Source organism: Prevotella melaninogenica ATCC 25845, assembly GCF_000144405.1.
GTDB lineage: Bacteria > Bacteroidota > Bacteroidia > Bacteroidales > Bacteroidaceae > Prevotella > Prevotella melaninogenica.
In genome coordinates this window covers 319,432-343,786 of the sequence record NC_014371.1, presented here as the reverse complement: position 1 = coordinate 343,786, position 24,355 = coordinate 319,432, and the positions used below count along the sequence as shown (strand labels likewise).

22 protein-coding genes are annotated in these 24,355 nt (G+C 40.2%); 9 read left to right on the top strand and 13 right to left on the bottom strand.

The window, feature by feature from the left end; genetic code table 11:
- Positions 1–11 precede the first annotated feature (11 nt).
- The 3 genes from HMPREF0659_RS08430 to mazG all read right to left on the bottom strand — a co-directional run bounded on the left by HMPREF0659_RS08430 (position 12) and on the right by mazG (position 2,503).
- The gene (locus HMPREF0659_RS08430) at positions 12–926 is read right to left on the bottom strand and encodes a ribonuclease Z (RefSeq protein ID WP_004359908.1); all 915 of its coding nucleotides are present in this window, start codon (positions 924–926) and stop codon (positions 12–14) included.
- 108 nt (positions 927–1,034) lie between these two features.
- Positions 1,035–1,592 (bottom strand): lipocalin-like domain-containing protein, encoded by a 558-nt coding sequence (locus HMPREF0659_RS08425; RefSeq protein WP_036921404.1) that lies wholly within the window; start codon positions 1,590–1,592, stop codon positions 1,035–1,037.
- Between the two features lie 29 nt (positions 1,593–1,621).
- Complete coding sequence (gene mazG, locus HMPREF0659_RS08420; protein WP_013265558.1) at positions 1,622–2,503, bottom strand: nucleoside triphosphate pyrophosphohydrolase; 882 nt, start codon at positions 2,501–2,503, stop codon at positions 1,622–1,624.
- Between the two features lie 145 nt (positions 2,504–2,648).
- Here mazG and HMPREF0659_RS08415 point away from each other — a divergent pair, with 145 nt between their 5' ends.
- Positions 2,649–5,342, top strand: a complete 2,694-nt coding sequence (locus HMPREF0659_RS08415) for a valine--tRNA ligase (protein WP_013265715.1) — start codon at positions 2,649–2,651, stop codon at positions 5,340–5,342.
- A gap of 95 nt (positions 5,343–5,437) precedes the next feature.
- On the opposite strand, the gene HMPREF0659_RS08410 is transcribed toward HMPREF0659_RS08415, so the two are convergent.
- Positions 5,438–6,148: a DUF2461 domain-containing protein gene (locus HMPREF0659_RS08410; protein WP_013265357.1), complete on the bottom strand. Its 711-nt coding sequence runs from the start codon at positions 6,146–6,148 to the stop codon at positions 5,438–5,440.
- 135 nt (positions 6,149–6,283) lie between these two features.
- Entirely contained in the window at positions 6,284–6,931 is a 648-nt protein-coding gene (nth, locus tag HMPREF0659_RS08405) for an endonuclease III (protein ID WP_013265335.1), read from the bottom strand.
- 120 nt (positions 6,932–7,051) lie between these two features.
- On the opposite strand from nth, the gene HMPREF0659_RS08400 reads away from it, so the two are divergent.
- The gene (locus HMPREF0659_RS08400) at positions 7,052–7,273 is read left to right on the top strand and encodes a hypothetical protein (RefSeq protein ID WP_004359920.1); all 222 of its coding nucleotides are present in this window, start codon (positions 7,052–7,054) and stop codon (positions 7,271–7,273) included.
- A 398-nt stretch (positions 7,274–7,671) separates the two neighbouring features.
- Here HMPREF0659_RS08400 and HMPREF0659_RS08395 read toward each other — a convergent pair whose 3' ends face one another.
- A complete protein-coding gene (locus HMPREF0659_RS08395) occupies positions 7,672–8,934 on the bottom strand; it encodes an Nramp family divalent metal transporter (protein WP_013265144.1) in 1,263 nt (420 codons plus the stop codon).
- A 952-nt stretch (positions 8,935–9,886) separates the two neighbouring features.
- Between HMPREF0659_RS08395 and HMPREF0659_RS08390 the strand changes: the two genes are divergently transcribed.
- From HMPREF0659_RS08390 to HMPREF0659_RS08375, 4 genes are read left to right on the top strand one after another with little or no spacing between them, the layout of a single operon-like run.
- Positions 9,887–11,605, top strand: a complete 1,719-nt coding sequence (locus tag HMPREF0659_RS08390; protein ID WP_004359923.1) for a glutamine--tRNA ligase/YqeY domain fusion protein — start codon at positions 9,887–9,889, stop codon at positions 11,603–11,605.
- A gap of 17 nt (positions 11,606–11,622) precedes the next feature.
- Positions 11,623–12,816 carry a tetratricopeptide repeat protein gene (locus tag HMPREF0659_RS08385; RefSeq protein ID WP_013265859.1) on the top strand — a complete coding sequence of 398 codons (1,194 nt, stop codon included), beginning with the start codon at positions 11,623–11,625 and terminating at the stop codon, positions 12,814–12,816.
- 31 nt (positions 12,817–12,847) lie between these two features.
- Positions 12,848–13,498, top strand: a complete 651-nt coding sequence (locus HMPREF0659_RS08380; RefSeq protein WP_004359927.1) for a DedA family protein — start codon at positions 12,848–12,850, stop codon at positions 13,496–13,498.
- A gap of 35 nt (positions 13,499–13,533) precedes the next feature.
- Positions 13,534–14,220, top strand: a complete 687-nt coding sequence (locus tag HMPREF0659_RS08375; RefSeq protein ID WP_013265541.1) for a sigma-70 family RNA polymerase sigma factor — start codon at positions 13,534–13,536, stop codon at positions 14,218–14,220.
- A 24-nt stretch (positions 14,221–14,244) separates the two neighbouring features.
- Here HMPREF0659_RS08375 and HMPREF0659_RS08370 read toward each other — a convergent pair whose 3' ends face one another.
- The 5 genes from HMPREF0659_RS08370 to aspS all read right to left on the bottom strand — a co-directional run bounded on the left by HMPREF0659_RS08370 (position 14,245) and on the right by aspS (position 19,509).
- A complete protein-coding gene (locus HMPREF0659_RS08370) occupies positions 14,245–15,276 on the bottom strand; it encodes an esterase-like activity of phytase family protein (protein WP_013265891.1) in 1,032 nt (343 codons plus the stop codon).
- Positions 15,277–15,637: 361 nt separating this feature from the next.
- On the bottom strand, positions 15,638–16,705 hold the full coding sequence (locus tag HMPREF0659_RS08365; protein WP_013265205.1) for a mannose-1-phosphate guanylyltransferase: 1,068 nt from the start codon (positions 16,703–16,705) through the stop codon (positions 15,638–15,640).
- Between the two features lie 128 nt (positions 16,706–16,833).
- Positions 16,834–17,163, bottom strand: a complete 330-nt coding sequence (locus HMPREF0659_RS08360) for a hypothetical protein (RefSeq protein ID WP_004359936.1) — start codon at positions 17,161–17,163, stop codon at positions 16,834–16,836.
- 65 nt (positions 17,164–17,228) lie between these two features.
- Positions 17,229–17,510, bottom strand: coding sequence for a winged helix-turn-helix domain-containing protein (locus HMPREF0659_RS08355; RefSeq protein WP_013265453.1), 282 nt, complete (start codon positions 17,508–17,510; stop codon positions 17,229–17,231).
- A gap of 241 nt (positions 17,511–17,751) precedes the next feature.
- Positions 17,752–19,509 (bottom strand): aspartate--tRNA ligase, encoded by a 1,758-nt coding sequence (gene aspS, locus HMPREF0659_RS08350; RefSeq protein WP_004359940.1) that lies wholly within the window; start codon positions 19,507–19,509, stop codon positions 17,752–17,754.
- Between the two features lie 290 nt (positions 19,510–19,799).
- Here aspS and HMPREF0659_RS08345 point away from each other — a divergent pair, with 290 nt between their 5' ends.
- Positions 19,800–20,186, top strand: coding sequence for a DUF1573 domain-containing protein (locus HMPREF0659_RS08345; RefSeq protein ID WP_013265279.1), 387 nt, complete (start codon positions 19,800–19,802; stop codon positions 20,184–20,186).
- 335 nt (positions 20,187–20,521) lie between these two features.
- On the opposite strand, the gene HMPREF0659_RS08340 is transcribed toward HMPREF0659_RS08345, so the two are convergent.
- Together HMPREF0659_RS08340 and HMPREF0659_RS08335 are read right to left on the bottom strand one after the other, a co-directional pair.
- The gene (locus tag HMPREF0659_RS08340; protein ID WP_013265183.1) at positions 20,522–21,055 is read right to left on the bottom strand and encodes an FHA domain-containing protein; all 534 of its coding nucleotides are present in this window, start codon (positions 21,053–21,055) and stop codon (positions 20,522–20,524) included.
- 189 nt (positions 21,056–21,244) lie between these two features.
- Entirely contained in the window at positions 21,245–22,240 is a 996-nt protein-coding gene (locus HMPREF0659_RS08335; protein WP_458692617.1) for an HU domain-containing protein, read from the bottom strand.
- A 138-nt stretch (positions 22,241–22,378) separates the two neighbouring features.
- On the opposite strand from HMPREF0659_RS08335, the gene rfbC reads away from it, so the two are divergent.
- Entirely contained in the window at positions 22,379–22,933 is a 555-nt protein-coding gene (rfbC, locus tag HMPREF0659_RS08330) for a dTDP-4-dehydrorhamnose 3,5-epimerase (RefSeq protein WP_013265632.1), read from the top strand.
- Between the two features lie 103 nt (positions 22,934–23,036).
- Positions 23,037–23,828: a DUF4738 domain-containing protein gene (locus HMPREF0659_RS08325; protein WP_013265398.1), complete on the top strand. Its 792-nt coding sequence runs from the start codon at positions 23,037–23,039 to the stop codon at positions 23,826–23,828.
- Positions 23,829–24,355 lie beyond the last annotated feature (527 nt).

Here is a 24,355-nt window from a genome sequence, read left to right as displayed (position 1 = left end):
AACAAACCGACTTATATATCAAAACTTGCACCTTCTTGTGTCAGGAAAGTATTAGGAAATATTTCTTTCGCCTCATCTAATAGCTGCTGTTCATTACCATAACGGGCTGAGTAATGCCCTAAAAGAAGTTTCCCTGCAGCTGCATCCCGAGCCACCTGTGCTGCTTGCTGCGACGTACTATGCCAATAAAGACGAGCACGATCAGCATCCTGCGCGGCGTAAGTACTTTCATGATAAAGCGTACTTACGTCTTTTACAAGATTATGGAGTGTTTTAATGTATCGCGTATCAGAGCAATAAGCATAGCTACGAGCAGGTGCAGCAGGGGTTGTTAGCTTACTATTAGGAATCACATCACCCTCTGGCGTTACCCAATCAGCCCCAGCCTTTATATTATTAATCTGACTGATAGGAATATGATAAAAGTCTATCATATCACGACGGATATGTGGTAGTGTTGGTTTCTCACGGAACAAATAACCACAACAATCAATACGATGCTGCAAAGGGATTGTTTCAACCGTCAGACTCCTATCCTCGTAAACCACCTTATTCTGCTTTGTATCAACAGCATGAAACACTACTTCAAACTCTAAACCCTGACAAAAAAAGTTCAGTGTCTGGTCAAGAATAGGTTCAAAAGCAGCGGGAGCGTAGATATGTAACGGAGCCGTACGCCCTGTCATACCAAAGGTTGAAATCATACCAGGCAAGCCAAAGCAATGATCACCATGCAAGTGGCTAATAAAAACAGCTATAATCTTTGAGAAATGTATGCGCGACCGACGAAGTTGTATCTGTGTTCCTTCTCCGCAATCAATCATAAAAAGCTTCTCCCTAAGCTCAACAACTTGGGAAGAAGCATTATGTTGCAAAGTTGGTAACGCACTACCGCAACCAAGAATATGTACTTTGAATGGTTCCATATAGACTACCTCATGTCTTCTCATTCCACCCTTTTAAGGGAGGAATGAAAAGATTCGTTTTCTAATAATAGTCGTCACATTCTCTTTAAAGAGAGTATAGCGAAGAACTTACTTCCCCCTTGTAAAGACAAAAAGTCCCGATTTATTCTCTAATGACAATGTGTCTGCGCCAAGGCTTTCTACGTCAAAGGTGTCTTTTGACAGAATCAGCTTACCATTCCATATTTTCCATGCTGTCCATGGATTCTTCTCAGACTGCAAGCTTGAAGTAACGCTTCCTCCTTCTTTTATCTCAAAGTTGCGATCAAGACTACTCCAGTTACCTAACAAAGAGGTAAGATTAATCGCTGAACGCATAAAGTTGTCACCATACTCTTTATAACCGATAATGGCAAATCGGTCACCATTAATCTTTCCACCTTTAACAACTTCAAATGTATCATTTGGGTTTACAAGATATTCAAGTGTATCACCATGATCGGTAAGCAGAACAATAGAGTTCATACCACCATCCACCATCGTACCATAGATAGTACTATCGTTTGTGGCAACAGAGTCTTCAGCCTCTTCAGTTTCAGACATCATAGACTTAGGTTTGCTATCCTTACAAGAGATTGCTACTGCAAGAATAAACAAAGACATGATAAAATAAAAGGTTCTTTTCATATTTACACTCCTTAATTTTTATCGTAATTTTAATTGTTAGCAGCCTTAGCTTGATTCCATAACTCATCCATTTCAGCAAGAGTTAAGTCTTTTATCGTAACACCCTTTGCCTTAGCAGCTTCCTCAATATAGTTAAATCGCTTGATAAACTTCTGATTCGTGTGCTCAAGAGCATTATCAGGATTCAAATGATAGAGGCGTGCTGCATTAATAAGAGAGAATAAAAAGTCGCCAAGTTCTTCTGTTGAACGTTGCTTATCCTCCTTCATCAACTCATTCTTCAGCTCCTCTAATTCTTCATATACCTTATCCCAGACCTGCTCTTTCTCTTCCCAATCAAAACCAACATTGCGTGCCTTGTCTTGGATGCGGTAAGCCTTAATAAGACTTGGCAGTGAATTGGGCACACCAGAGAGTACCGAAGTGTTTCCGTCACGTTCACGTTGCTTGCGCTGTTCCCATGTTGATTCTACCTGAGAAGCAGTATTAGGAGTTGTCGACTGTGCGTTCTTAGCAGCCTGTTCTTCTTCATCTTTGTAAACTACTTGTCCTGCAGCATTAACTACCATATCAGAACGTGTCACACTCCAACCCGTCCAATCGATAAAATCATGTCGAAACATAAGTTTGTCGGATTGCGCATTGCAGACATCAGCAACATCAAACTCCCCCTTTTCTTCACCCAACATAGAATAGAAGATAACATGTTCCATGACGTCTCCAAGCTCTTTACAGATATTCTTTGAGTCATTTTTTAAGAGCGCATCAGCCAATTCAAAGGTCTCTTCAATCGTATTGGGACGGAGGCTTTCATTAGTCTGTTTACTATCCCATGGACACTCCTTTCGGAGTCGTTCTTGAATGTCTAAAAGTCGGGCAAAAGCTTCCAGTTTCTCTTCTTTAGTATGCAAAGTCTTGATGTTTAAAGTTAAACATAAACGTTAAAGTACTCATCAGTGTACTATTATTGATGCAAAGATACGCTTTTTAGGCGGATTTTTTGTACTTTTGCATCGTAATTTTAAAGATAATAAAGAAATAATAATATACGAGACAATGGAATTAGCAAGCAAGTATGATCCACAAGTAGTGGAATCAAAATGGTACCAGTATTGGCTGGACAACAAGCTTTTCAGTTCTAAGCCTGATGGCCGCGAGCCTTACACTGTGGTTATTCCTCCACCAAACGTAACGGGTGTGCTTCACATGGGCCACATGTTGAACAACACGATACAGGACATCTTGGTAAGACGTGCCCGCATGGAAGGTAAGAATGCATGCTGGGTACCGGGTACTGACCACGCAAGTATTGCTACAGAAGCAAAGGTTGTGAACCGCCTCGCAGAGCAAGGTGTAAAGAAGACTGACCTCACTCGTGAACAGTTCCTTGAGCATGCATGGGATTGGACACACGAACATGGTGGCATTATCCTCAAGCAGTTGCGTCGACTTGGTTGCTCATGCGATTGGGATCGTACTGCTTTCACCATGGACGATACTCGTAGCAAGAGTGTTATCAAGGTATTCTGCGACCTCTACAAGAAGGGCTACATCTATCGTGGTGTACGCATGGTTAACTGGGATCCACAGGCTCAGACGGCTCTTTCTGACGAAGAAGTAATCTACAAGGATGAGCATTCTAAGCTTTATCACCTTAAATACTATGTTGCTGAAGAAGACCAAGCAAAGGTTGAACGCAAGGATGAAGGCAACGTAATGCACAAGGATGCGAAGGGTTACTATGCTGTTGTTGCGACCACTCGTCCAGAGACAATCATGGGTGACTCAGCGATGTGTATCAACCCAGAGGACGTTAAGAACACATGGTTGAAGGGTCTTCATGTTATCGTTCCATTGGTAAATCGTGTGATTCCAGTTATTGAAGACACCTATGTTGATATCCAGTTCGGTACTGGTTGTTTGAAGGTTACACCTGCTCACGACGTTAACGACCATGCACTTGGCTTGAAACACGGTTTGGAAACTATTGATATCTTCAACGATAATGGTACTATCTCTGAGGCTGCTGGCTTGTATGTTGGTCAGGACCGTATGGATGTACGTAAGCAGATATCAAAGGATTTGGAGGCTGCAGGCCTCATGGAGAAGGTTGAGGACTATGATAATAAAGTCGGATACTCAGAGCGTACACACGTACCTATCGAGCCAAAACTCTCTACACAATGGTTCTTAAAGATGCAGCACTTTGCTGATATCGCCCTTTCTCCTGTCATGGACGACGACATAGAGTTCTACCCAAAGAAGTATAAGAACACTTATCGCCACTGGTTAGAGAACATCAAGGACTGGTGTATCAGCCGTCAGTTGTGGTGGGGTCATCGTATTCCTGCTTACTACTTCAAAGATGCAGAAGGCAAGAATGCCACCGTTGTGGCAGAAACTACTGAAGAAGCATTGAAGTTGGCACAGGAGATTAATCCTTCAGTAACAGCTGCCGACCTTGAACAAGAGAGCGATTGCATGGATACTTGGTTCTCAAGTTGGTTGTGGCCAATCTCCGTCTTCGATGGAATCAACAACCCTGACAACGAAGAAATCAACTACTACTACCCTACCAGCGACCTTGTTACAGGTCCAGATATTATCTTCTTCTGGGTAGCACGTATGATTATGGCAGGCTATGAGTATCGTGGTAAGTTCCCATTCAAGCATGTTTACTTCACAGGTATTGTACGTGATAAGCTCGGACGCAAGATGAGTAAGAGTCTTGGTAACTCACCAGATCCTATCATGTTGATTGAGAAGTATGGTGCTGATGGTGTTCGTATGGGTATGATGCTCTCTGCTCCTGCAGGCAACGACATCCTCTTCGACGAGACACTTTGTGAGCAAGGACGTAACTTCAACAATAAGATTTGGAATGCCTTCCGCCTCGTTCAAGGTTGGGAGACAACTGATGCTGAGCAGCCATTGGCAAACAAGATTGCTGTTGAATGGTTCGAAGCGAAGTTGAAGGAAGTAAATGCTGAGATGAACGAGCAGTTCAAGAGCTATCGTATTTCAGAGGCTTTGATGACTGTTTACCGCCTCTTCTGGGACGAGTTCTCAAGCTGGTACTTGGAGATGATTAAGCCAGAATATGGCAAACCAATCGACAAGCTCACCTACGAAGCAACCCTTAAATTCTTCAATTCACTCTTGAAGATGTTGCATCCATTCATGCCTTTCATTACTGAGGAGTTGTGGCAACACATCTATGAGCGCAAGGATAACGAGAGCATCATGCGTGACGAACTCAAACTTGATGCACCAAGCAAGGAGGAATTAAAGCTCATCGAGGCTATTGAGCAGGTTAAGGCGATTGTCAGCGGTGTGAGAACCGTACGCAACCAGAAGAACATTGCTCCAAAGGTTGAGCTCGACTTGAACGTAATCGGTCAGAACAACTATGAGGCTTACAACAGTGTAATCATTAAGATGGCTAACTTGAAGGCTATTGAAGTGGTAACTGAGAAGAGTGGTGACGCATCAGGTTTCATGGTTGGTACCGATAGTTTCGCAGTTCCAGTGGGCGACTTGATTGACGTTGCAGCTGAGATTGAGAAGCAGGAGAAGGAACTCAAGCATCTTGAAGGCTTCCTCACAGGCATCAAGAAAAAACTCTCAAACGAGAAGTTCGTAGCAAATGCACCTGAAGCTGTTATCGAACGTGAGCGCAAGAAGCAGAGTGACTCTGAAGAGAAGATTGCCGCTTTGAAGGCAAGTCTTGAAGAGTTGAGAAAGAAGTAATCTATTATCTCTTTGACTAATGGGTTCATTAGCCAAAGCGTTTTAGTACATATAAAAATAAAGAGGAATGCCTTTGCGTTCCTCTTTATTTGTTTTTATTCATAATCATCTACCACATTATTAATAAAGTCCATCATAGGCTTACCTGTCTTACAGATATGTTCTAACTGCTCAACCCAGCCATCGCCCTCGAAGAAGTCATCGGGTACAGACACCCAACAGCAATAATCCTTCATTCGGAGATACTGAAGATGTTCATAATCCTTTGGAAATCCCTTTGGAACAGTCTTTAAAGCTGCAAGTCCAAAGCCTCTCTTACTGACTTTATCGTCGGTCCATTCACCTTCATTAGGTCGTCCGAACAAATTAAGAAAGTCCTCATTCTCTACATCTTTACGCCATTCATCAATGTTCGCCATGATTTCATTGCGACATGAAGTCAATATATTCGTAGGCAACCAATAGCATCCCACAGCAACCAAGCAGTTGCCTGGTTGAAGATGTATATAATAACCGCCACGCAAAGCCTTTCTACCACGTCCACAGATGTATGCACCCAAGTGGCGTTTATACGGACTCTTATCAGGTGAGAAACGTACATCACGATAGAAACGATAGGTACAATCCTTTGCTGTCAAATGTGAAACCTCATCATCAAAGGTTGCCAAACAAGATATTATTTGGTCAACTCCGTTCTCAAAATCAGCCTTCACCTCATCGTATTCAGCCTTATGCTCCTGAAACCATTGCTTATTATTGTTCGCAGCAATACCTTTCAAGAAGTGCATTATCTTCTTTGTATTCATAAACTTTTACGTTTTATCTTGTTTAATTTTACACTATCAATTCATTCACTTGTTAACTCGTCAACCGTCAACTATAAACCTACCATCAATTAACTCGTTAACTTGTAAACTCGTTAACTCGTCAACTATCCTATACTACAACTTACTATTCTCCAACAACTTTGGACAGATATCATCAAAGGGACAATGCTCGCAATCAGGCTTAGCACTCTTGCAAACATAACGTCCATGAAGCAATATCCAATGGTGGGCATCCGAGACCTCCTCTGTAGGGATATTCTTCATCAGATAATCCTCAACCTTACGAGGCGTGTTAGCTGTTGAAGGAACCAGCCCCAAACGATGACTTACACGATAGACATGCGTATCAACCGCAAGTGTTGGCTTACCAAACCACACTGCTTGAATAACATTTGCCGTCTTACGCCCTACTCCAGGCAGCGTAACGAGTGCATTAGGATCAGAAGGCACCTCGCCATCAAATTTCTCAACCAACATCTTCGACATCTCAACTAAATGTTTTGCCTTTGAATTGGGGTAAGAAACACTCTTCACATACTCAAATATCTCATCGGCTGTAGCCTCTGCCATCGCCTTTGCATCTGGATAATGACGGAACAATTCTGGCGTAATCGCATTGATTCGCTTATCCGTACACTGAGCAGAAAGGAGTGTCGCACAAAGAAGTTGGAAGGCTGAACCAAAATTTAGCTCAGTCGAAACATGCCCAACATTCTTGCGAAAATAACTCAGTGCATAATCATATCTTTCTTTTCTTGTCATCTTGTTCTTATTAACTTTATACAGCTATATTTACTGCAAAGTTACTGAAAACTTGGAGATTATTTGGTGCTTTCCGAAACTTAATGTAATTTTGCATCAGAAATAAAAAACAAATCAATTATGATAACTCCAATGACAGGACTGATTGCACTGCTAATCATCGCACTGATTGGCTGGGTAGTCGCAGAACTTAAAGACAAGTGTGTTACATTCGTTCACTCTGAAGAAGAGGCTGAGGGCGAGGAAGAAATGAGAGAAGCTTACGAAGCACATGGTGGCAGAGAGCTTAATCTGAAAGACTTACTTGCACATAACAGTACGAACGGCTACAAGTCTATCTAAGATTAATAGCAAATAACATAAAAGACGGGAATGGTATGCTTGTATCATTCCCGTCTTCTTTATATTATATAATGTGGGATTAATCCTTAGAAGTTGGTTTTTATAGGAGTAAAACGCTTATAGTTGATTTGAAAAATCATTACACAAAAGGTGAGAAAGGAAGTTTCTTTTACCTTAAAAGTACCAAGAAAAACTGCATTTGTAACCTTCACAGAATCAAAGAGTTGCAAAAGAACATTATAAAAGGTGCTTAGTTGCATTGCAAAAGGGCGTTAGTTGCATGCCAACTAACGCCCTTTTGGACCTCAATTAACGCCCAATTGGAACGCAATTAAGCATCTTTTAATTTCAAAGCTGCGAATTTATTTTACAATATTCCACCTTGTAGGACATCAACACTATGATATACTCTCTATCAAGAGCCATATATTAAGTAAGGTGACGATGCCCGCCAACGAGTAAAGGAAGACCATATTCAACTTACTATTGGCATACTTACCCATCACACGCTTGGAAGATGTCAGACCCACTTGTAAGAAAACGGTGAAAGGAAGTTGAACAGAAAGGAACATCTGTGAGATAATCAATCCCTTAAATGGGTCGCCAATAAAGAATATCATCAGAAGGGCAATACCTAATGAGAGGACAATTCCAGCAATAGAGTGCGTATCTTTTGCATTATATGACTCACCAAAAAGTCCAGAGAAGATACTACCCGCAGCCATTCCACTGGTTATCGTACTTGAAATACCCGCTAATAGTAAGGCAATAGCAAATATATTCGCAGCATTATTACCCAAAAGTGGCTGTAGCATTGCTTGCGCCTGAGACAGTTCATCAACGTGCTGACCATGAGAGAAGAACGTACTTGCTGCCAAGAGAATCATCGCAGAGTTGATAACCCAACCCACAATCATTGAGAAAAGGGTGTCGACAAACTCATACTTTAACATGTGACGGATACGTTCGTCACCCTCCAAATAGATCTCGCGACTCTGTACAATCTCAGAGTGAAGGAAAAGATTGTGAGGCATCACAACCGCTCCCACCACACTCATGATAATCAAGAGAGAACCTTGTGGAACGGTTGGAACAAATGCTCCCTCAATGGCTGCAGGCCAATGAATATCAACGAGAAAGAGTTCATAAACAAACGAAAGACCTATCATTGACACAAAGCCAATGATGGCACGTTCCATCTTCTTATAGCTATTCGTAAAAAGCATTATCAACACAGCCACTGTTGTTAAGACAGAGCCTGTAGGAATACTAATGCCAAAGAGCATTTGTAGTGCAATAGCACCACCAAGAATCTCTGCTAAAGAGGTAGAGATACTGGCAAGAATTGCACTCAAGATAATAGGACGACCTATCCATTTAGGTGCATACTTCACTGCTGCCTCACTGAGACAGAGTCCTGTCACAATTCCAAGATGAGCAACATTATGCTGTAAAGCTATAAGCATAATTGTTGAAAGGGTTACTACCCATAACAATGCATAGCCATACTCTGAACCAGCAGCAAAGTTACTTCCCCAGTTTCCCGGGTCGATAAAGCCTACGGTCACCAGCAAACCGGGACCAATAAATTTAAATATATCTAAGGCACCCAACACGCGTGGGTGGTCCTTACGTTGTAGTTCTTTTAATATATTCTTCATTCTAATTAAGTTTTATGCAAAGTTACAATATCTATATGACAAACTACAAGATGATAAGGGAATATTGAAAAAAATACTAACAATTAGGTAGGTGGATTAAAACCAAATCGGTCATTAAACCACAATGTTTCATGAATTCTTGTTTTTGTATTGTTTCCTAACATCTTTTATTTTCTTATCAGCATCTTTCCTGTCTTTGCAAATTGACGTAGCCTGCTACGCCTGCGTTACAAAGAGAGGCAATCTACTCGACAAAAAAAACAAAATATGTTTAGCTTCTAATAACCAATTTGGGTTAAAGGGAAGTTCTTTTCAAACAAAATGTAAAATCTTACCAGATACAATTCTCCAACAAAATGAATAATAAAAGGTTGGTACGAAGCGTTAAAATGTACTTTGAATGGTCACAATAACACCTAAGTTTAAATCAGAAAGTTGCTTAAAAGAACTATAAAGAAAAATATAAGACTTTGTTTAAGAAACCTAAAACGAATCTACAAAATACTGTAAACAAAATTACAGAACCAAAAAGTTACTAAAAACAAAAATGCCCTACGCTTCACAGCGATGGGCATTCAATCTCAATAGGTATTAGTTTCTTTAAGGTAAAAAGATTGTATTCAGGATAACGTTTGCAAAGATAGGGCATTATTTTTATATGTGCAAACTTTTATGCAACTTTTTTATTAATAATGAAACATTTGTTACCATACATACACCTATCGCTGAAAGCCGTTCACATTCACTTTTATTAAACACTTTAAAAAGATAAAGAAAATTGGTTTTATTTCGTTACTGAAAATATACAAAACATTATAAAACATTACTCGAAAAGCATTTTGCATGAATAATTTCAAACTGCATAAAAGAATATACATTATTATTTAGAACAAAGTGCATCATAAACAAGAAAAAATGAGTAACTTTGCAGCATAATAATAAATAGGAAAATATGACTACGATAGAGAACAACACCAATGAGGAGAAGCGTAGCTTGAGCTTCGTAGAACAACTGGTAGAGGAAGACCTCGCAAAGGGTAAGAACGGAGGACGTATTCAGACACGTTTCCCGCCAGAGCCAAATGGCTATCTTCATATTGGTCATGCAAAAGCGATTTGCATGGACTTTGGTGTAGCTGAAAACTATAAGGGTATTTGTAATCTTCGTTTTGATGATACAAATCCAAGCAAGGAGAACAACGAATATGTAGAGAATATCCTTCATGATATTAGCTGGCTTGGCTTTAAATGGGGTAACATTTATTATGCAAGTGATTACTTTGAGAAGTTATGGGACTTTGCTGTTTGGATGATTAAGAAGGGCTTGGCATATGTTGACGAGCAGACTTCTGAGCAGATTGCAACACAGAAAGGTACGCCAACAACGCCTGGTACAGCATCACCATACCGTGATCGTCCTATCGAGGAAAGCCTTGCCTTGTTTGAGCAGATGAATACACCAGAGGCTGTTGAGGGAAGTATGGTACTTCGTGCGAAGCTCGATATGGCTAATCCTAACATGCATTTCCGTGATCCAATCATATATCGAATCATTCAGATTCCACATCATCGCACAGGTACAAAGTGGCATTGTTACCCAATGTATGACTTTGCACACGGACAGAGTGACTACTTTGAGGGTGTTACCCACTCTATCTGTACACTCGAGTTTGTGCCTCACCGTCCTCTCTATGATAAGTTTATTGACTTCCTAAAAGAAAGTGATGGCACCGATGACAACCTATCAGATAACCGCCCACGACAGATAGAGTTCAACCGCTTGAACCTTACTTATACAGTAATGTCAAAGCGTAAACTTCATACATTGGTTGATGAACATCACGTCAAGGGATGGGATGATCCACGAATGCCGACACTCTGTGGTATGCGTCGTCGTGGTTACTCTCCGGAGTCTATCCGTAACTTTATCGACTCTATTGGCTATACTAAGTTCGATGCACTCAATGATGTAGCGTTGTTGGAGGCTGCTGTACGTGACGACTTGAACAAGAAGGCTACACGTGTTAGCGCTGTTCTCGACCCTGTAAAACTTGTTATTACCAACTATCCAGAAGGAAAGACTGAGGAGATGGAGGCTATTAACAATCCAGAGAATGAGGCAGATGGTTCACACACTATCACCTTCTCAAAGAATCTTTGGATTGAACGTGCTGACTTTATGGAGGATGCTCCAAAGAAATTCTTCCGTATGTCTCCAGGTAAGGAAGTGAGATTGAAGAACGCTTACATCGTTAAGTGTACTGGTTGTACTAAGGATGCTGAGGGCAATATCATTGAGATTCAAGCAGAATATGATGCTGACAGCAAGAGTGGTATGCAGGGGGCTGACCGTAAGGTGAAAGGTACTCTCCACTGGGTTAGCGCTGACCACTGCTTAAAGGCAGAGGTTCGTGAGTACGACCGCTTGTTCAACGTAGAGAATCCTGCTGCTGATGAGCGTGATTTCCGTGAGCTTCTCAATCCAGAGAGCCTTACTGTACACACAGAGTGCTACGTTGAACAGTATCTCGCTGAGAAGAAACCGGGTGATTACCTACAATTCCAGCGTACTGGTTACTTCATGCTTGACCCAGATACAACAGCCGACCACCTCGTGTTTAATAAGACTGTTGGCTTGAAAGATACTTGGGCAAAGAAGGCCAAAGCATAACTAAAGTAAAGTAAGATTTGGATATATACTATCAGAGTGATAAATTCAAGCAAGTCCTTCATAGATATGAAGAACTGCAAAAAGACAACATCAGCGAGTTCCTCGACCCTGAGGAACTGACTGATGTTGCTGAATATTACCACTATATCGGTGAAGATAACAATGCTTTAGACGCTATCGATTATGCCACCCGCTTGTATCCAACAGCCACTACTCCACTTGCTTTCAAAGCACGTTTAGCATTATTCATCGACGAAGACCCAGAGCTTGCTAACGAGATTGCAGAGATGATTGTTGATAAGAGTGACTTAGATTATCTCTATCTTAAAGCTGAAATTATGATCGTTGATAATAAGGTAGCCGAAGCAGATGACTTCCTTCAAAGCCAGTATGACGAGGTTATCTCACAAGAAGACCGCGAGGATTATGTCCTTGATGTTGCTGCTCTCTTTTCCGATTATGAAGAAAATGAATATGTAGAGAAATGGTTGAGCCGCTCAACAAAGACAGAAGATAATGATTATAAGGAACTTCGTGCGCGTCTTCTCAAAAGCCGTGGGAAGTATAAAGAGAGTGAATCCATTCTCAATGAGTTACTTGATACCAACCCTTATTCTGGTCCTTACTGGAACCAGTTAGCCCAGAATCAGCTTTTAAGGAATGACATAAAGGATTCTATCACATCAAGTGAATACTCCATAGCTATCAACCCTGATGATGAAGAAGCTATCCTCAACAAGGCCAACGGACTCTTTACACTTGGGAATTATGAGGAATCTCTGAAGTACTACGAGCGTTATAAGAAGCTCTGCCATAATCAAGATACAACTGTCGTTGATGTTACTATCGGACATATACATCTCATGCAGGGCAATGCTTCAGAAGCGCAACGATATTATCATCTGGCATTAGCAGAAACACAGAGCAAGAGTCTGACACTCATCCATATTGGTATTTCAACCTTTGACAATGGATATGTTGAATATGCTTACAATATCTTTAGTACGTTATTGCCTGAAATGGATGACGACTGGGACATCGGTTTCGCATACCTCGCACGCTGTTGTTATGAATTAAAGCTAAAAAAGGAGTTCAATATATACTTGCGACAAGCCGTTGAAAGGAATCCAGAGGAGAGTATAGAGGTACTATCAGACCTCTATCCAGAAGGAACAAGCCCACAAGACTACCCCAATATTCGTATTTTATAACAAACAGAATTATAATTAATAACATATCATTATGAGTTTTATCACATCCATGCTCGGACATCTCAACTATGGCACCATCTTTATTTTGATGCTTCTTGAAAGTACGGTTATCCCTGTACCATCAGAATTAGTTGTTGCCCCAGCTGCCTATCATGCTGCCGCAGGCAACCTTGATATATGGTTGGTAATTCTTTTCTCCACTTTAGGAGCAGACGTTGGTGCAACTATTAACTATCTTGCAGGATGGTATCTTGGTCGCCCTATCATCTATAAGTTTGCCAATAGTAAGTGGGGACACTTGTGTTTATTGAATCAAGAGAAAGTTGAAAAGAGCGAACGATACTTCGATGAGCATGGTATGGTGGCTACAATCACTGGCCGTCTCTTGCCAGGTATTCGCCATCTTATCTCCATTCCAGCAGGATTGGCGAAGATGAGCTACTGGAAGTTCTTGCTTTATACTACTATAGGTGCAGCCTCATGGCACACTATTCTTGCACTTTTAGGACATTACATGCACTCTTTTGTACCAGAAGATCAGCTCCAAGAGAAGATTTTAGAGTATGGAGAGTATATTAAGTTTGGTCTTATCTTCTTGGTAATTGTTGTTTGTTTTTACTTCCTTGTTAAGTGGTATGTAAAGAAAAAGAAGAACAACAAGAACCATTCACAGCAGGTATAACCCTATATAATAATATTCTACCACAACACTTTTTTATGACTTCAAACGAGAAATACATAGAAGATATAGCTAACGAGCAGCTTCTTTCAGATAAAGAAGAGCAGGAGTTAGCAGAGAAGATAAAGGTTGGTGACGCAAGAGCTTTGGAGAAGTTGACCAAGGCTAACTTGAAGTTTGTTGTTTCATTGGCGCATCAATACCGTAACCGCGGATTGGGTGAAGACGACCTTATCAGTGAGGGAAATATTGGTATGATGTATGCCGCACAGAAGTTTGATGGTTCAAAAGGTGTACGCTTTGTTATCTTTGCGGCTCCTTACATCCGTAAAGCTATGGAAGAGACTATCAAAGAGCAAGCAACACTCTATAAACTTCCTAAGAACGAGACAAGTAGATTTGAACAGAAGCGTTCACATGCTATCTCTATTGACCAGCCAGTACCAGTAGGTAGCAATAATAACTTCACACTTCAGCATATCCTTGAGAATGAAAATGCCAAGCATGCTGACGAACATCTTAACCAAGAAATCCTCAGTAATGAAATCCAAAAAGGATTAGATGTACTTGATGAACGTGAAAAAAGGGTCATCACTTATATCTATGGATTGACAGGAGCACACTATACGATGGCAGAGATTGCGGAGGATATGGGATTAAAACGCGAACGTGTACGCCAGATTCGTGACAAGGCTTTGCGCAAACTTCATAAGAAGATGAAATAAAAGCAGCACAAAGCTGAATAGGATTCATCGAATAATAATCGTACGAAACCAGTCACGAAGAACACCACCATATTGGTCTTGGCTGTCAGCACAAAGTACTATAACTTGGCTTCCGTCTGCAAGGCGGGGGCCAAGACACATACCCTCATAGTTAGCAAGATTCTGACGAAGCAGTCCTAAGGAGGTTTTCCACGTTGCAATCAAAGTCTTCTGCATATACGGACTATCCGTATCAAGTGCTTTTTCTTGACTGATAGTCATAGACTTCACTGGGTCAACACAATAAATCTTATTCTCCACAAACGAACCAATTTTACTTGAGGTTACCACGAATTCACGCTCTAAAACAAGTAATTTTCCATCATCTAAGGCTGCCATTGCTGCTACACCCATTGCATAATTAGACACAGAAGGGTGACTCTCCGCAGCATCCATCAAATAAGCATACTGTTCTTGAGGAACGAAAGAGTCATCGAAACTTTGAAAACGAAGTCTATTCTTCACTTGATTCTTTGCATTAGCTTGTTCTCCATCTATCTTCAACGTACTTTCAGAAGTCGTCCAAAAACGATGCGTATAGGCATTATAAGTTAGTGCTTCAAAACTATAAGCAGGTATAGCCATACTGAAAGCGGATGGAATAGCAAGCTTCCGACCCGTCAGTTTACCATTCATTCCATATTCTAAGATACTATTATCTGCTTCACGGGAAATGAACAACGTGCTGTCCTTAGGAAAGAAAGCTATGCCCTCTTCATCTTTATTCAACTCGCCCGATGATTGGAAACCCTCATTCACAACGTCTTTAATATCTCCACTAACAGAATCTATCTGTATACGAAAGCGAAAGAAGCCACTTTCAGACGTCTTATCAGAAACAACAGCATAGCGATCACCACCCAACCATGTCAATCCGCTATAGTTTCCTTTAGGAACTGTACGCTGAAAGTAATGCTGTGGATTGAGTCTGACAAGCTGTTGAGCTTGTGCAAAAAGCGTAAATGGGAAACAGAAAACAAAGAATAAAATATGCTTGAGTTTTAGTTTCATAACCATGATTTTTTGGTTTTAAGCCGTCTAACAATAACTTCCTTGTATCTTAATCAATAAAGTCTTATTATACAAGATAAGGTCAATTAACATCCTTACTATCCTTTGCACATACTGTGCGAAGGCTTCGCACGAGGCGTGCGGAGGGTGAACACCAATGGTGCGGGGACCTAACACAGTACAAACGAACCTCAGAAAGAGAACGAAAAGTTGGTTAACTCAATCAGACAACAGCCTTCTTAATCGTTAAACAAGCTATTAGTACATCTCACATTGACCTTTTGTTATAAAAGAGATATGCGTAGGTCTCATTTATAAAACAAGTACCTACGCAAGCTTTTAATTTACGAATTCAAATTGAATAAGCCTATCCTTCTCCTGTAAACTGCTTCAGACGCTGCTCTTCAGAAAGGCGACAAATAAGCAATTTACCATCCTGTTCAGCTACAATATAGCCGTCAAGACCTTGGATAACAACCTTACGCTCCTCCGTTGTATGAACAATACAGTTCTTACTATCAAACAGATGAACATCTTTACCAATAACAGCATTACCGTAAATATCATGCTGTGTCTGGGCAAGCAACGATCCCCAAGTTCCTAAATCACTCCAACCAAAGTCTGCAGGGCATACAAATATCTCTTCAGCCTTTTCCATAATAGCATAATCGACAGAGATATTCTCACACTCTGGATAAACCTCATCAATCACGCGTTGTTCATCGGCTGTATCTAAGACATCCATGATACGCTCAAAAATTCTTGCTATACTTGGCTGATAAATACGGAAAGCATTGACAATAGTAGAGGCACTCCAGATGAAGATTCCTGCATTCCAGAAGAAGTTATTCTGCTTGATATATTGTTCTGCTGTTGGTAAATCTGGTTTCTCACGGAACTGATCAACACGATAAATCTCGCGATTACGCGCTGAAGCTGTTGAAAGGTCAGCTTGTATATAGCCATAACCCGTCTCTGGGCGTGTTGGTTTCATACCCAAAGTAACCACAGCATCCGTTTCTGCAGTAAACTTCAAACAGTTAGAAATAACACGTTTGAACTCAGTTTCATTGGTCACAATATGATCACTTGGTGACACCACGATATTAGCCTTTGGGTTCTCTTTCTTGATACGCCAACTCACGTATGCAATACAAGGTGCTGTATTACGACGGCAAGGCTCGCTCAAAATATGATTCAAAGGTATCTCTGGGAGCTGTTCATGAACTAAAGAGACATACTTTTGGTTCGTGACAACCCACACATTGTCAGAGGGAACAACACCTGCAAAGCGATCATAGGTCAGCTGGATGAGTGATCTACCTACTCCTAAGACATCAATAAACTGCTTAGGACGGTCTGCAGTACTCATCGGCCAGAATCTACCTCCTACGCCACCTGCCATAATGACGAGATGATTATCAGTTTGCGCCATAACTTATTATCAAAAAATTAATATGATTGCAAATATACAAATAAAAATGAATAACGACAATTATTAATGTCGCTTTTTCTTTTTTAGTGATGTTAAGCATGGATTACTGCGGTAATAAAGCTATAAAATCAGAAATCAAACAGATTCAGACTTCTATCTTCAGTAGGCTTTTCTTTAGGAGTTTCTACCTCGTCATGAAACTGAAGAATCAGTTGTTGAGATAACTGATTATTCTCATTTAGCCTATAAACTCCTTTCCTACTCTTTTCTATAAGAGAGTTGCAAGACTTGCTATTCTTCAAGAGATACATCTGTACATACTTGTGTACGTCTTCTTGATTTAGTGAATTGAAAAGAGAATTACAAGCATTAAAAACATGACGGGAGACTTTCTGAACTGAAAGTCCCTCGTTTCCTGCTTCAGCAAGAACTCGTAATATTTCCTTATCGTATTGCATACAAAAAGGGAGCCTATACCTTTATCATACAGACTCCCCCTCCTGTGTTATAATAATTACTCTAATTATGCAAGAGCAACTTTATCGTTTTCACCTTTAACTTTGCCCTCCTTAAAGAGCCAACCAATGCCAAGATAAACCTCCTCGGTGCTAATATTAGCAGCCTTAGCAATCTCAGCAACTGTCAAAGCCTTGGCTTCAGCAGCAAGAGCATTGTAAACATCGCCAGCCTTAAAACCGACATTCTCTGCATTAATAGCTACAACTGACTTCTTAGCAGGAGCTTTCTTAGCAGGAGCCTTCTTTACTGCTTTAGGAGCAGACTTAACTTCTTTCTTTTCTGTCATAGTTTTACACAATTAAAGTATAGTTCAAACAATCGAATAATTATTTATATGTATTAATCTACTTAAATAATGCAAACATACAAAAGAGTTGTTAGCTTTCTTCTGGTGAATGCTATTTATTTGTTGCAAAAGTACATCAAATATTCCAATGTGTCAAATACTTACGACAAAAAGTAACAGATAAGGAACGCTTTAACACCTTCAACGAGATTTTATTGACTTAAGTCAACCGAAAAGAGTGTTATGCCTTCAAATCTAACTTGATTTCCAATTCGTCCAACTGCTTCTGATCAATAAACGAAGGAGCATCCAACATGACATCACGTCCACTATTATTCTTAGGGAATGCGATACAATCACGAATTGAATCGAGACCTGCCATGATACTTACAAATCGATCAAGACCGAAAGCAAGACCTGCATGAGGTGGTGCACCATACTTGAAAGCATTCATCAAGAAGCCAAACTGTGCCTTAGCACTCTCTGGTGTGAAGCCGAGAACCTCAAACATCTTCTCCTGCAACTGAGTATCGTGAATACGAAGTGAACCACCACCAACTTCGATACCATTGCATACAAAGTCGTATGCCTTTGCTCGTACCTGCTCTGGATGCTCATCCAACAACTTGATATCATCAGGATTAGGCATTGTAAATGGATGGTGAGTAGCCATCAAACGCTGCTCTTCATCACTCCATTCGAACAAAGGGAAGTCAACAATCCAAAGACACTTAAATACGTTCTTATCGCGAAGTCCTAAGCGATCGCCCATCTCAAGACGCAGAGAACAAAGCTGAACTTGTGTCTTTCTAACATTGTTACCAGAAAGAATCAACACAAGGTCGCCATCCTTAGCACCTGTTGTTTCCTTAACTTTTAGCAACTGCTCCTCTGTATAGAACTTATCAATAGAACTCTTAATAGTACCATCTGCATTGTACTTAATGAATACAAGCCCCTGAGCACCTACCTGTGGACGCTTCACAAAGTCGGTCAATTCGTTAAGTTGCTTGCGGCTATAGTCAGCACAACCAGGAACAACAATACCTCCAATGTAAGCAGCCTCATCAAATACGGAGAATGAACCTGTACCCTTCAAGTCGTCCATCAACTCTACGAACTCCATGCCGAAACGCAAGTCTGGCTTATCAGAACCATAACGCTTCATAGCATCATGCCACTTCATCTGCTCCAACTTAGGAAGCTCTACACCGCGAATCTCACGGAAAAGATGACGTGCCATCTCCTCAAACAGATTGATAACATCATCCTGATCAACGAATGACATCTCACAGTCTATCTGTGTAAACTCTGGCTGACGGTCGGCGCGTAAGTCCTCATCACGGAAACACTTAGCAATCTGGAAGTAGCGATCAAAACCCGCAACCATCAACAACTGCTTCAATGTCTGTGGACTCTGTGGGAGTGCATAGAACTGACCTGGATTCATACGTGATGGTACAACGAAGTCGCGTGCACCCTCTGGTGTTGAACCAATGAGGATAGGTGTCTCAACTTCCATAAATTGTGCAGCATCGAGGAAGTTACGAATAAGAATCGTCATACGGTGACGTAATTCCATGTTCTTGCGCACTGCCTCACGACGAAGGTCTAAATAACGATATTTCATACGGAGGTCATCACCACCGTCTGTGTTATCTTCAATTGTGAAAGGAGGAGTTTCTGAGCTACTAAGCACCTTCAACTCCTTAGCAATAATCTCTATATCACCTGTAGGAATCTTGCTATTCTTACTCTGACGCTCATTAACAACACCCTTAACTTGAATGCAATATTCACGTCCTAACTTGTTAGCTTCGCCACAAAGGTCTGCATTATCGGCCTCATTGAAAACTAACTGGGTAATACCATAGCGGTCACGAAGGTCGACAAAAGTCATACCTCCCATTTTACGTGCGCGCTGTACCCATCCAGCGAGGGTCACTTCCTTGCCTGCATCCGAAAGGCGCAGCTCTCCACAAGTATTTGTTCTATACATATCTTATTATATGTTTATTATATTTCGCTTCTGCAATCATCCCCAAAAGGGAAATCAAACGTAATTGTTTGGTTTTGATAATCTCCTGCAAAGATACGAACTTTAAATTAAAAATGGGAAACACCTTATAAAAATATAAAGAAAGTTCTGTGGAATTATTGTTAAGTCTGCTATATGAAAGGCGTTAAAATAACAATATCTCCTTAATTATTGTGAAATTTTAATGAAACTATAAACTTTCTCATTACTTTTGCATCGAACTTAATAAATATCAATTAAACAAAGACGACATGAAAAAGTTCTTATTAATGACAGTGATGTTAGTTTTCGGACTGACATTTGCAGTAGCACAGAATCAGGCAGAAATTAAATTTGATAAGGTAACTTACGACTTCGGAACTTTCTCTGACGACAACCCAGTGCATAAAACAACATTCACATTCACAAATGTTGGAAAGGCACCATTGGTAATTAATCAGATTGTTGCAAGTTGTGGATGCACTATTCCTAACTACGATAAGAGACCGATTGCACCAGGTCAGAAAGGTACGATTGACGTGACATACAACGGAACTGGTAAGTTCCCTGGACACTTCAAGAAGAGTATTACCGTACGAACAAATGGAAAAGTAGAAATGACCCGACTATATATAGAAGGTGTCATGACTGGTAAATAAAACAACAAATTAAAATAATAGAGCCAACTTTTACGCATCTGTAAAAGTTGGCTCTATTGTTTTGTAAATACTGAACGACTAAGTGTTTTGTAATAAAAATTCACAAACCCTATTTATATTGATGCTTAATTGCATTCGAATTAAGCACCAATTGGCTTCTAAAAGATGCCCTTTTGGGGTCTAACTAACGCCCTTTTGAACCCTTATTAAGCACCTTTAACAACACAACTTTACAATAAACTGATATACTGATAGTTACAAAGTCAATAAAAAGACGAACTTTCTTAGGCTTTTAAGAGTAAATTACCCTAATCGTTGTAAAGTATTTTCACAACTTAATCTTCATCTGGAGTATGAAGAATAATACTTGTGGCACCAATCGTAAAGAGCGTACCACCGTCAATAACACGACGCTCACGGTCGCCAAGAATCACATTGTCAACAAACGTACCCGTATAAGAAGGACCATCACGCAACACATATTGCAATTTACCATGCTTATTCTTACTAACAGTAATAAAGCAGTGCGTCATGTCAACACTTGGGTCAACTGTCTCAATCGGACAGTTAATTGGATTTCCCTTCATATAACGTCCGATGACATTTTCACCCATCTGTAGAGGAATTACTTGGCGGAAATGAAAGACATTCTCAATCACATGAAGAGAGCCATACTTGTTCTCTGATTCTTCATCTGCAGGGGCATCGTTTTCCTCTTTTTGCGTTTTACGAAGTTTAGAAACTCCTATACGGATTCCAAACTCCTTACTACACTGAGGACACTGGAAAACAAGACGTTGTCCCGACTTATATTTTGTCTCATCAAAAGTTATGAAGTTATCACACTTCGGACATCTTACACGCTTCATATATAATAAAAGTAATTTTAATAAAAATGCCCCTCACCTCAGAAGAGGATAAAGAGGCTCTCATGGAGAAACATACAAGGCTAAACATAAATAAGCAATGAAAAGCCTTCTCTCTAAACTTTATTGTATTGGATTCTGTGTGAAAGAAAAATATATCTGCCCTACCCTTTCATTGTATGTGAGCCAATCTTACTTTCCAATTTCTATCACCCAAGCTTCCTTAAAATCTGTAGTTTTATTGATAAACTTCATCTTTTCATAAGCTTCCTTTTGACTTGAGAAATAGCCATAAAGAACCTTTATGCTTTCAGCTCCTTCATAGACACGTGCATCAGAAAGTCCACTCTTTTGCAATTTATGTACAAAAGCACGTGCATTACTTTCTGTTACATGGCTTGCCATAACAATTGCCCAATAATGAGAAGTAATAGTAGGAGTTGTCTGCTGCAGCTTAACACCTGACACTTGATTGGTAGGCGTTAATGTATTTAGTTGCTGAGAAGCATTTGACGTATCGTCAGAGTCGAAGATATTATAAAGAACTCCGCTCTTTATTTGCTGTTTATCATTTGCACCTTGACGGTTAGAACCAGGAAAAGCTACAAGGAAAACCGCAGTAAGGAAGACTGCTGCAGCAGCTACATTGCGCACTGCACGCATACTGATACTAAGACGTTTATCCGCAGTATCTGAGTCATCAACAAAGACAACACCCTGCTTTTGTGTCTTAACTTCAATCGTTGTAGCTGCAGACTGCTTCTCAGCAACAAACTTAGTGAAGTTAAAGCTACTCAAACCATAATACAATGGCGTAAGAATACCACTTTCAAAAGGTTCAAACTCTAAATTACCTTCACTATTTCTTGATAGACTTCCAAGGTCATTCAGTTCAAATAATCCTTCCTCATCTAATGCTTGATAAATCTCATCAACCTCTTTTTCTATCTGTGCTAAAGCCTCAGGATAGCTTAATTCATAGGCATCAACATAAGATTGTACCAACAAAGAGTCGTTCATTCGCAGCTGTGCATTAAAGCCGAGTGTACGATAAGGTGGCAGGAACAAGCCATCCTGCTCATCATATCTTGCTGAAACATGATGGGCAACAAAGCCACCTAAGCCTGGGACAATGACACAGTCATTCTCCAACAGAAGTATCTCTATATGTCGGTCGAGTTTTATCACGCTTGCAAAATTAAGTATTTTATTTGGAAGTGGCAAGTCCCCAACGTTAAATTCTTATTTGAATAATGAAAAAGGGAATAATCCTTCCGATAATCGATAAAACTTCTTATCTTTGCAATAAGAACTAAAAATAAAGCTATGGAGTTTATTAAGACAGAAATTGATGGCGTTTGGATTATTGAACCTAAGGTGTTCAATGACGATAGAGGTTATTTCTTTGAATCATTCAAACAGGCTGAATTCGACAAAAACGTTGGTTATCATGTTGATTTCATACAGGACAATGAGTCTAAATCAAGCTATGGTGTTCTGCGTGGACTACATTACCAAGAGAGCGATACCGCACAGGCTAAGTTAGTACGTGTCATCAAAGGTAAGGTAGTTGATGTAGCTGTTGACCTTCGCAAGAGCTCACCTACATTCGGAAAGTATGTTATGGTTGAACTGTCTGAGGACAACAAGCGTCAGTTCTTCGTACCACGTGGCTTTGCACATGGCTTCCTCGTTCTTTCTGATGAGGCTATCTTTACTTATAAGGTAGATAATGTCTACTCTCCACAGACAGAGGCGAGCCTCCGCTGGAATGATGAAACTGTAGGTATTAAGTGGCCTATCGATACAAAGGATGTCATACTTTCAGACAAAGACCTTAACAAGGGACTGTCTTTGAAGGACGCAAAAGTATTTGAATAAACACCAAAATCATTTACAATATCGGGCGCAGTGATAATGCGTCCGACATAACAAATTTATTTACGAACGTACAATCGGAGCGTTCTACTATGTATCAGTAAAGATGAAACAGAAGTTATTTGTCTGCATATTAACGTTACTGGTTCTTTTAACAGCTTGCCACAATCGTGGAGCTGATTATCAACAGCAACATGAGGACAAGCAAGCAAAAGAGATGTTGCAGGGCTTATGGACCAATGGAGAGAACAGTGACCCTGCTATGTTGGTAAAGGGAGATAGCATCTTCTACCCTGACTCTGCAAGTATGCCTGTACGCTTCTGGATTTATCAAGATACAATCTACCTGCAAGGTCAAAACATTCATGGCTATAAAATTGAGAAACAGGCTGCTCACCTACTGAAATTTGCCAACCAAAATGGTGATGAAGTAAAGTTGATAAAGAGTAATGATAAAACGCTCTATTCAGCCTTTAACTATCATGTTTACGCTATGAACACCTTCTTGGAGCAATCACAAGATACCGTTATCCGTACAGACTTAGGTTATTTCCAAAGTAAAGTTCATGTACAAACGACCTCCGACAAAGTGGTTAAATCGACTTATAATGATAATGGAGTAGAAGTTGACAACATCTATCTTGATAATGTTGCGTCACTGCGATTGTACAATCATGGTACTCCTGTCTTTGCACATGACTTCCGTAAACAGGAGTTCCAGTCGCTTATCCCTAAGAGTTTCCTCTCTCGCAGCATTCTACGTAAGATGTATTTCACGTATGCTGATGCCAAAGCACTCTACTATTATGTTATTATCGGAATCCCTGATGCCGACACAACATACGTTATCGAACTGAGAGTAACTCCTGACGGAAGAATGAGTAAGAAGTTAAAGTAATATTGATTATCACTGACAGATAATCAAAAGAAAAACAAATCCATATCCGCACTTAGTTACGTTTGTGATTAAGTGCGTTTTTTAAATACGACCTAATTAAACAGAAAGAAGAAACTACACTATATAAAACACTATTTACCAAACGCTTACGTCTTCCTAATCACAAAGAGACTTATGCCAATTAGATAACTTTTGCATACTTCTCGACGATAAGTTACCTTTATCCTTACAATAAACTTGTGTGGTGTTAAGCCTCCGCACGCATAGTGTCAAGCCTCCGCACCACATGTGCGGAGCACCCGCACAATAAGAGAAAGATGTATATAAGTTCGTCTATTACTATCCATTTCACACGAACATACCGATAAAAGGACATGTACACGGTGTGTTTATCACAAGTTACTCAGATTTTATCAAGAATTAGCAACATTGTTCAAAAGTAATTATTATATTTGTATCTGTTTTAATACCTTAAGTATAAGATGCTGGTCTGAAAGCAAACAAATTCTTATCCATACAAAACTGAT